Raw genomic sequence first — 6,690 nt, 5'->3', positions numbered from 1 at the left:
GCTAATCATCGCGATTGGGAAATTATTAATTTAGGTAGCAATGGTACATACATTGATGGTAAACCAATCAGGAAAGTTAGGGTAGTTAGTGGGTTGATAATTAATTTGGCTCTTACTGGACCAAAAATTGCGATATATATCCACAATCAATCAAAGGTATTTAATTTTCAACAAAGGCAAAATTATCGCCAAGAAAACGATTTAGACAAAGTTGAAACCCCATTATTAAGGCCGATGTTAGATCGGGAATGTCCACAAAAAGACTTATTTGGAGATACAAAATCTGAATAGGTTGCTTAATGAATGGTCTGATTTTTGTGATGGGATTAATTTGATTGTTTTGCAACCTTTATTATCTCTTATATAGGGTTGATAAAACTTGGTGAGATATATAATTTTGGATTTTAGGCAATGGGGAATAGGGAAGAGAAAAAAAGATCGTACCTCTATTATTTAAAATTACTTCTTACTTCTTCCTCAATCAATATATTTATCAAAACTCTGTGTTAGGAGTAAAATTATGAATAAAATACCAGAGGTAATTAAACATAGTCAACTGTTGAAGAGGTTAGTGCTTGACCGTGAAACAGTTGAAGAACAAGGTTGCATAGAAGAATTATGCCTAGATCCTCAATCTCATCAAGTTATAGGTTTTATCTGTAAGTCTGGTTTATTTGGTAAACAAAAAAAATATTTTGCTTGGAAACAAATTGAGACTATTGGCGCTGATGCTACTCTAGTTAATGGGAAACCACAAGTAGATAATTTGGAAGAACACAATAATATTGTTAATATAATTGGTAATGAACTTTGGACTGATACAGGGGAAAAAGTGGGTTTTATTGTAGAATATATTCTCAATATCAAAACAGGTGCAATAGTGAATTATTTGTTTAAATCTAATGGCTGGCGAGGTGTTTTGGATAGTGTTTATTTACTAGAAGCAGAAGCAGTTTCTAGTGCTGGTAATAAACGGGTAATAGTAGTCAATAGTTCTGTAGAAAATCCTCAATGTTATACTGGAGGGGTTGCTGAAAAACTAGGTTTGCTTCATAACTTTTTACAAGCAGATTTAGTCAGAACTAGAGAACATATTGATATCGCACGAGGTGAGGCTAAAAAATTAGCTCTAGGATTTCAACAAAGAGCCAAGGTTGTGAAAAAACAAGCTCAAGAAAAAGCCCAAGTAGTCACAGAACAAGCGAAACAAAAAGTAGAAGATTTTCAAACTAAATCTACAGAGAAAAAAAATCGGAAAACTCAGGCAACTACAGATGAATTTTCTACCAAAATTCAACAAGTAACAACAGAAGCGAAGGAAAAAATTGATGGAGTAAAGTCTCAAGGGATAAAAATTTTTAATTCCTCAAAAGATGAGGGAGAGCAAAATACAAATGATTGACAAATATAGCCATAATTACGGATATTTTGAGGATGGTGAGGTACAGTTTAATATTAATATCTGTTCCCTATTCCCAGTAATCACTATTTCCTAAAATATTAAAACTAATGTTAAGTATATTAAATAATTATTATAAGTGATTAGTTTAGCCTTATTACATCCAACTCAATTAGTTCCTGTTCAAAATTGGAGTTGGGAAGCAAAATCATTAATTCGTATAGGTAGAGCAAGTGATAATGATGTAATAGTTTACAGTGCTATAGTTTCTCGTTATCATGCAGAACTTTGGGAAGATCGGTCTGGTTGGATGATCGTCAATTTTGGTGTTAATGGTACTTATGTAGATGATCGACCAATTATTCAAAGATCGGTGGTAAATGAAATGATTATTAGATTTGGTAGTTCTGGACCTAAAATTAAAATTTGGACTCAAGAATTAGGTTCTGAATTTGCGGATAAAAAAGATGAGTTATCTAAGAAAGAAATATTTTTAACTAATAAAAATTTTCCTCAAACTTCCTTTGTAAATGAGGATATTACACAAACAGATATTTATTAATCTTTGATTGTGTATGGGAATATGAAAGTAAATTATCATAGGTAGCAGACAGCAGTGGAAAAAAAACTTCCTAGTCTAAGATTCATCATCAGTATATTTTGCAAACAAATCTTTACTTTGCGATAAATTTTATTGTTTTTATTAGACATCTGCGATAATCAAAAATCAAATCAATTATCGTACATAAATCATCAATTATTTCCCCCTACTCTTTTTTTACTATAACGACCTTTTTTTAATTTGTTGAATTTGGTATTACTTATACCAATTTTCTGTGAGGTTGTACAGAATTATGAATTCATTAACTTGCCTATCTTTCATCTACAGTCAACTCTGATTAAAATTTTATTTTATGCAACTTCATATTAATTTTGTATTATTAATTAGAAGTTATGAGGTACAGTTGTTTTTCTTCTTTTCTATTCCCTGTTCCCAGTTAAGTGTTCCCTGTTCCCTCAAACCTAAAGTTTTGTACCTCATAACAAGGGAAAACGCTGTATAAATCCAAGGATTAATTATCAATTAATTATTTAATTTTTATTTTCTCCTTCTTGGTGCAATAGTATGTCTATCGACACCATATAGATCGGTAGCTATAGACATATTGAGCGCTAAATTTTCTGATTTTTCTAACTTATATTTTTTCCTTCTAGGTTTAAGTGGCTGAATATTTAAAGCATGAATAATTTCTTGAGCAACTGCTTTTGCTAATAGTGGTGGAACTGAATTACCAACTTGTCTAAAACCATGCCATTTTGTCACATGAAATCTAAACCAATCAGGATATGAATGTAGTCTTGCTGCTTCTCTAACTGTGATACATCTAGGTGTAAATGGATGTATTGGTCTAGGAGAAGTATATGCACCCCTATTACTTGGTGTTCCTGCTCTGAGTGTATTACAAATACCGTTAGGATTAAGTCTATAAAAGCGACTTACTGGTTCAATTTTTCCGGGAGCTGTCGCACTAAATCTTGCTATTGATTTTGGTGTATGTCTTGTGCGTAAGCTAGAGGTTAATATTGTCCGATCGTATTCACGTTTATAAGAATAATCATTATTCAAACGTTTCAAACTACGCATTTTTCTAGCATATTTACTGGGTTTGCCATAATCTTTTTCTGCTGTTACCCAATCTTTTTCTAATAATTCAACGTATTTTTCAACTTCGGGTAAATCTCCTATTGCATCCCAAACAGTTATATAGTTTTCTAATTTTTTATCTGTTTGACTATGAGGATAATTTGGTAATATTAAACCATTTTGACATCCTAATATAAATAATCTTTCCCGATTTTGAGGTACGCCATAATGAGCAGCATTTAAGACTTGATAAGGTTGCTGAACTTGATAACCATTTTTGGATAATTTATCAAGTACTTCCTGAAGAAATATTTGGTATTTTCCCACAGTTAATCCTTGAACATTTTCCATCACAAAATACTTAGGTTTTAACTCCAAAACTAACCGAAAAAAATGAGATATAAGTGCATTGCGTGGGTCATCTAAGGTGCGTTTTCCCATCATGGAAAAGCCTTGACATGGAGGACCCCCAAAAACTACATCAATTTCTCTATTTTGAATATTTGATAACTGTCTAATTTCATCTCCAGTAATATCAACAAGATTGCGACATAATATCGACCAAAAGGGAAAATTAAATTTATGAGTAGCACAGTGAATAGGGTCTAACTCCACAGAAACAGGTATATCAAATCCTGCTTGTTCAAAGCCAAGGGTCATACCTCCTGCACCAGCAAATAAATCGATACCAATTGGTCGTTGCATACCACATCTCAAGACTTACAATTAATCTTAATTTTATTGAATTTTTGCTATTATATCAACTCTTTTTAAAAAGTTGCTGAGACTCATATCGCAAGAGTTAAAAGTTAAATCATTCCTGTGACTAAGGTCAATAATTAACAATTAATAATTAATAATTAATAATTACCTATTCTTAAAAAAGCAATCAGCAATCAGCCACTCAGCCACTCAGCAGTAAACGTTTAGAAGGGGATTTAAACCCCTCCTAAACTATCCTGCTTATAGAAGCAGGGGATGTTTTACCCAAGCTCAAAAAGCTGTTAACGCAGTTCCTCCGCAGGAGGCTAGCTGAATGCTAAAAGCTAATAGCTAGTTAAAAAGAAGAGGATTGGTTAAAAAGAATTTTTTTTCCTTGAAAGGATAGGTTTTAAACCTTAATTTTTCGGTAATAGAATTTGAAAATATTATAATAGGAATGGTGACTACTATATGACAATCCGCGCATAGGTTGTAACAATTAATCAGTCCCTATTCTCTATCTCCAAAACGTGGCAATATTTTTGACACGAATAATACCATTTATTAAAAAGAATGCTATACCCGATCGGGTGGAGGAGTGTGGGGAGTGTGGGGAGTGTGGGGAGGTAGGGACGTTGCATGCAACGTCCGTACAATATAAAAATAATAAACATTAACTGGGCTATTATTAGCAAGCATGGTGATTTTTCCTGTATTAATTACTTAATAACTGAAGTGCGGCATAAGTATAGCAATGCTTTTGGGAATTGGTATAAAATAGGATTGCTATATCTTGCTGATAACTAATAATAATTAATATTATTAAAGAATGGATATTTATATCATACCCATTCAAAGTTTATATTCATAATTTGATATCATATCTACATCAGCAACGCTAATCTTTTTATTAGATTCAGCATACAGCACTACGCAAATGGGGCGCGGACATTTATAAATTCTCAAACTCAGTCAGGAATTAATTCTAACTTCAGCTATAATTTGTGTTTTAAAGCTTCTATTACTCTTTCATATTCACCATCAACTTGTAACAACAAATCAGTTCCTTCTATGATTAGATCGGAACCAGATAAATTGCTCAATTTCTCACATAAACTAGCAAGATTTATCGCCCCTATCTTAGAACTACTAGTTCCTAAACTTTGGGCTGCTAGTTTTAAATATTCAGTAGAATTGATTGCAATTGCATTGAAAATTAGTTCCATCTGATGAGGAGAATTTTGTAAATAATCTTCAATGATTTGACTGTTGCGAATAGAATCTAAAACTGTTAAATCTAAAACAGAATCATCCTGACTCTTGTACCCAATAGTATCAACAAATTCACTGCTAGTATCAGAGTAAATATTTCTAGTTACAGAAGTTTCTTGAGGAGTTGAAAGATCAATATTTTTAGTAGATTTAAAATGAATTAATCCCTGTTTGAATTGTTCATACTCAATTTCTAATAAAGGAAAAATTTCTGCTGCTCCCAGAGTAGTATTTTTACGTCCTAAATTTTCCAATTGATTACATATATTCCCTAAAGTAACTCCTCCGAGATTACCACTACTAGAACGTAGAACATGAGCAGTCATTCGTAATTTATTAGCATCATCAGCTACAATTGCCTCTCGAATTGCTGCTAACCTACTAGGGGCAAAATTGAGATAATCTTCAATAATTTCACCTAAAAGTTCCTTGCCTCCCATACTGATAATTGACTCTAACATTGTCACATCTAACATTGATTTAGGCTTGATTAGAGAATCCTTTTTAATATTCTTGCTGAATTGTCGATTAGTCTTTGTATCATTAATATTTTTCCATCTTGTTATGTCTATATCAATTCTGCAAGCTTGTTGTAGTGCTTGGGCTAACTCCGGAACTTTCATAGGTTTAGTGATAAAATTATCCATGCCAACTTCCAAACATTTATCCCGCTCTTCTGCCATAGCATTAGCAGTAATAGCAATAATCTGGGGGCATAATTCAGGCGACCATTGCTGACGAATAATACGAGTAGCTTCCAATCCATCCATTTCCGGCATTTGCACATCCATCAACACCACATCATAAGGCTGACGTTGCAAAGCTTCTAAAACTTCTATGCCATTTGCTGCCACATCTGCTCCGTATCCTAACTGCTTTAGCTGTAGCAGGACAACCTTTTGATTAACTACATTATCTTCTGCCAACAATATTCGGAGGTTTTCTACTGACTTAACTTCAGTTTCTGAGACAGTAGACAACTTTTCGACATCGGTTTTTTCTGCTGTAAAAATCTTAATCAAAGTCTGATAAAGTACAGATACTCTAATTGGTTTATTAATAACTGCAGCAAAATTAAATTCTTGACATTTTGCCGGCAATTTATATTCCTTCAAATTACCCAAAAGCACCAAAGGTAAATTCTGAGCTAAAGTCTGTTCGCGAATTGTTTTAGCTAGAGTGCAGTCATCCATTTCAGACATTGACCTATCTAATATTACCAAATCAAATTTTATTCCCTGATTAATTAAATCAATAGCTTTAGCACCAGACTCAACATCCCAAGTTAACATTCGCCAAGACTCCCCTTGTATAGTCAGCATTTGTCGGTTAGTTGCATTATCGTCTACGATGAGTAATCGTTTTTTAGCTAAATATTGCTTTGCCTCTTCATTAATATCCGTTGTTTGTACAACAGATGGAGCAAGTATTGAAAAGTAGAAAGTTGAACCTCGACCCAATTCACTCTCAACCCAGATTTTACCCCCCATCAATTTAGCTAACTGTTGACTAATTGCTAAACCTAGACCAGTACCACCATAATTACGAGTAATTGAAGAATCACCCTGAGTAAAAGACTCAAACAAGTATTCTATATTCTCTGGAGTAATACCAATACCAGTATCTTGCACGGTAAATTGAAATTCGTAAATATCATTATTACTAATTTGCA

Annotated in this window: 6 protein-coding genes; 3 read left to right on the top strand and 3 right to left on the bottom strand. The window is 33.1% G+C overall.

Features of this window, described 5'->3' with window-relative positions:
- The 3 genes from F6K22_RS26460 to F6K22_RS26450 all read left to right on the top strand — a co-directional run.
- The coding region (locus F6K22_RS26460) for an FHA domain-containing protein (protein ID WP_293104930.1) at positions 1-291 on the top strand (291 nt) is incomplete at its 5' end.
- Positions 292-520: 229 nt separating this feature from the next.
- Positions 521-1,402, top strand: a complete 882-nt coding sequence (locus F6K22_RS26455) for a PRC-barrel domain-containing protein (protein WP_293104927.1) — start codon at positions 521-523, stop codon at positions 1,400-1,402.
- A gap of 136 nt (positions 1,403-1,538) precedes the next feature.
- Positions 1,539-1,961: an FHA domain-containing protein gene (locus F6K22_RS26450; RefSeq protein ID WP_293104924.1), complete on the top strand. Its 423-nt coding sequence runs from the start codon at positions 1,539-1,541 to the stop codon at positions 1,959-1,961.
- Positions 1,962-2,498: 537 nt separating this feature from the next.
- On the opposite strand, the gene F6K22_RS26445 is transcribed toward F6K22_RS26450, so the two are convergent.
- From F6K22_RS26445 to F6K22_RS26435, 3 genes are all read right to left on the bottom strand, one after another.
- Positions 2,499-3,749, bottom strand: coding sequence for a DNA cytosine methyltransferase (locus F6K22_RS26445; RefSeq protein ID WP_293104921.1), 1,251 nt, complete (start codon positions 3,747-3,749; stop codon positions 2,499-2,501).
- 573 nt (positions 3,750-4,322) lie between these two features.
- Complete coding sequence (locus F6K22_RS26440; protein ID WP_293104918.1) at positions 4,323-4,445, bottom strand: hypothetical protein; 123 nt, start codon at positions 4,443-4,445, stop codon at positions 4,323-4,325.
- 296 nt (positions 4,446-4,741) lie between these two features.
- Positions 4,742-6,690: response regulator (locus F6K22_RS26435; protein ID WP_293104915.1), on the bottom strand; the 1,949-nt coding region annotated here is incomplete at its 5' end.

The sequence above is a fragment of the Okeania sp. SIO2F4 genome, assembly GCF_010672385.1.
In the GTDB taxonomy this organism is placed as follows: Bacteria; Cyanobacteriota; Cyanobacteriia; order Cyanobacteriales; family Microcoleaceae; genus Trichodesmium.
Note: the sequence above shows the minus strand (reverse complement) of the source record. Positions and strands in the feature narration are given on the sequence as shown.

Coding starts and splice junctions, on each gene's coding strand:
- F6K22_RS26455 (WP_293104927.1), top strand. CDS start 521: ATGAATAAAATACCAGAGGTAATTAAACATAGTCAACTGTTGAAGAGG.
- F6K22_RS26445 (WP_293104921.1), bottom strand. CDS start 3,749: ATGCAACGACCAATTGGTATCGATTTATTTGCTGGTGCAGGAGGTATG.
- F6K22_RS26440 (WP_293104918.1), bottom strand. CDS start 4,445: ATGCTTGCTAATAATAGCCCAGTTAATGTTTATTATTTTTATATTGTA.